At 35.6% G+C, this 2,302-nt stretch carries 1 protein-coding gene; it reads left to right on the forward strand.

Translation table 11 applies throughout. From position 1 onward, the window contains the following. Positions 1–88 precede the first annotated feature (88 nt). The gene (locus tag FS806_RS25115) at positions 89–2,002 is read left to right on the forward strand and encodes a helicase C-terminal domain-containing protein (protein WP_144942064.1); all 1,914 of its coding nucleotides are present in this window, start codon (positions 89–91) and stop codon (positions 2,000–2,002) included. Positions 2,003–2,302: the final 300 nt, after the last annotated feature.

Raw genomic sequence — 2,302 nt, forward strand, 5'->3', positions numbered from 1 at the left:
GAACTTTCTCCTCATCGTTGCCATACAACTAAGAAACTCCTTTTTTGCTGTCTAATTTTCTTAGTCCATTATACCGCAAAGCTTGTGGATGCAAAGACTAGATGATATCCGAACAATTTTAGATGTGAAAGTAGATGGTACAAATCTATACTTTCCATGGAGTCGCATTCGCTCACATCTTCATGCATGTCAAATTTTTTTATCACATAGTTCCATTGTAATAGGTCCAATTTTACCACCGAATCTTCGTCACCCTGCTTTTGCTCATGCCCAAGAACGTATCTATATGACAGCTACTGTTGGTAGTGGTGGAGAAATGGAAAGAACTTTTGGGGTTAAAAATATTTATAAAATATCTAAATTTGAATCCGGTGCTAATAAAGTATCGGGGAGGAGATTAATTTTATTTCCAGAAGATCATTTTGACTCAGAGACAATAGATGATGTATTGGCCAATACTATAAGAATGCAGCCAAGGGCCTTAGTTTTGTGTCCTTCTGAACCAATTTTGGATGAGATGAAGCAATTACTTGAATCCATTGTACCAGAATACAAGTTATTTTATGCCAGAGATGTGGAGGATACAATGGAGCCATTTACTACTTCACAGAATGGGATCTTATTATTATCCGGCAGATATGAGGGTATAGATTTAAAAGATTCAGATTGTCGTCTTCAATTATTTGTTGAGCTTCCTACAGCACTAGGGCTGCCCGAACAATTTCTCCAAGATAGATTAAAAGCTACCGAAATTTTTGAAAACCAACTGCTAACACGGCTTGTACAAGGTTTAGGAAGATGTACCAGAGGAACTAAAGATTATGCAGCCGTTTTGTTTTTCGGAAATCGTATAGGTAAGTATCTATATAAAGATGAATTCAGAAAGTTGTTACCCGCAGAAATTGATTCTGAAATGACATTAGGATTCTCACAAATTGAACATATAAAAGATAAAGAATCATGGCTTAAATCGTTACAAGACTTCTATGAACAAGGTAAAGCATGGAAAGAAGCAGAAGATTACATTAAATATGAAACTGTAGAGAAAAATAAAGATAGGAAGATTAATCCTTCTAACCAGTTAATGATGCAAGCAGTAATAAATGAAGTTGATTATCTTTACTCTCTTTGGGATGGAGATTGGGAAAAGGCTCATCAAGCTGCAGATAGAACAATAAATCAATATGGTAGAAATGACAGTATGAAGGGGTATAGAGCATGGTGGAATTACTTGATTGCTTGTCTCTCAGTTCTACAACAAGATTTTGAAAAAGCCAAGGAGTTTCATAATAAAGCAATTCAAGCAGCTCCATATAAACTATGGCTTGATAAAAGAGTTTTCGATGCTCATGAAATTGATGATATAGTTGTGCCAGAGTTATTTGAACAGCAGGTTAATTCAGTACTTTCAATACTTGAATCGTATGGAGACCGAAACACTAGATTTGAAAAAGAGTGGCAGAAGGTAAGGAATGGGTTACAACAAAAGAATGCAGAACAGTATGAGATTGCTTTTTGTTCCTTAGGAAAGTTCCTTGGCTACCAAACTGAGCGTCCATTAGGAAAAGGGACTCCAGATAGCGTTTGGAACATCGAACTATCTTGGGTGGTATTTGAAATCAAAAGTAATATTGAAAACGCAGAAAGTGCTATACCATTGGATGATATTCGTCAAGCCTATTTTCATGATAAGTGGGTCCAACATCATCGAAACATTCCAGAAGATGCAGAAATTTATAATGTATTAATTTGCGCAAAACAATTTGTTGAACAATATGCTGCTCACGCAACAAATGGAATTTATTTGTTAGACCCGACGATTATCGAAAGCATTATGGAGAAAACTGAGAACATACTTCGTACCGTTTTAGGAAAACTAAAATATTCCACTTACGATGATGCAAGAGCAACGCTAGTATCATTGTTGAAGAGTAATTCTGTTGATGCTGTAAGCCTACAAAAGTTATTTTGTGAATTTCCGTTGAAAAATACGGTTGGATAGTAGCAGAATTATAAAATTTTTTAGAGGAGAGCCATGATTCACTCTATTCCAAATAGAGACGTAGGATATCGAAGGAAAACTGAAGCCTAACAATAAAGCAACAAGTACTCGAACCGGAGTCTTGTTGCTTTATTTGAAATCATGGACGTGACTTAAGAAGGAAGGAAAGATTAGTGTAGGTCAAAGAAACCATAGTAAGGAAAATTATAGTATCTTCATAAGATTACTGGACAGTGAAAAGTTCTTGTCGAAAAATTCATGGGAATAAAGGTTAAAGGTGCATACAGGAAAAGTAACCCA

The sequence above is a fragment of the Paenibacillus sp. 32O-W genome (assembly GCF_007679495.1).
Taxonomy (GTDB): Bacteria; Bacillota; Bacilli; order Paenibacillales; family NBRC-103111; genus Paenibacillus_L; species Paenibacillus_L residui.

Bases quoted from the DNA above. Each gene is read 5' to 3' on its own strand.
- FS806_RS25115 (WP_144942064.1), top strand. From the start codon at position 89: ATGCAAAGACTAGATGATATCCGAACAATTTTAGATGTGAAAGTAGAT.